The following is a 629-nucleotide window of genomic DNA, read 5'->3' as shown; positions in this document are numbered from 1 at the left end:
CCGCACCGAGATTAATTGTCGGTACCTTGAATGACTCCACCATGGTTTTATAGTTGTTGGCCATTTTCACCCGCTCGGCCGCCACTTTCAGCGGAATGTTTTGGCTCTGCATGTCTTGAACCATTTGATTCAACACCGGATCGTGAAACTTAGTCCACCAAAACTCAACGTGTTGTGAATCGGTACTCAACCCTGCATTTTCGGCGTTCAAGTAGGTTTCTGCCATGCTGGTGGTCGGTGCTTGGTAGTCTGGCCCCACTGCACAGCCCGCTAAACTTAGGGCTAGAACGACAGGCGTTAGAATGAATTTTTTCACGATGACGCCTCCTCTAGCTCAGCGTTGGTTTGTGTGGATGGTGCTTTTTCTTTGTAAGCAAGGCGATACAGCGCAGGCATGACAAACAGTGACAATATGGTTGCGGCTGCCAAGCCTCCGATGATGGTTGCCGCCATTTGGTCAAACAGCAGGTCTGACAGCAGCGGGATCATGCCGAGCGCGGTCGTTAACGCACCCATAGAAATGGCCATAGTACGGTTGACCGTGGCTTCTTTGATCGCGTCAGACAAGCTCTTGCCATTTGTGCGTTCGAGCTCAATTTGATCCATTAGTACGATGCCATTTTTGATGA

The 629-nt window shown here is 50.1% G+C and carries 1 protein-coding gene and 1 pseudogene; both read right to left on the bottom strand.

The window, feature by feature from the left end:
- Nucleotides 1-316 (bottom strand): annotated as a pseudogene (locus R7Q48_RS28470) (hypothetical protein); the annotation flags it as partial.
- A partial coding sequence (locus R7Q48_RS28465; protein ID WP_318133683.1) for an efflux RND transporter permease subunit occupies nt 313-629 on the bottom strand: 317 nt, incomplete at its 5' end. The pseudogene R7Q48_RS28470 and the gene R7Q48_RS28465, both read right to left, overlap by 4 nt.

Source organism: Vibrio sp. 378 (genome assembly GCF_033339435.1).
The sequence above is the reverse complement of the archived record's forward strand: the minus strand, read 5'-3'. Positions and strand labels throughout refer to the sequence as shown.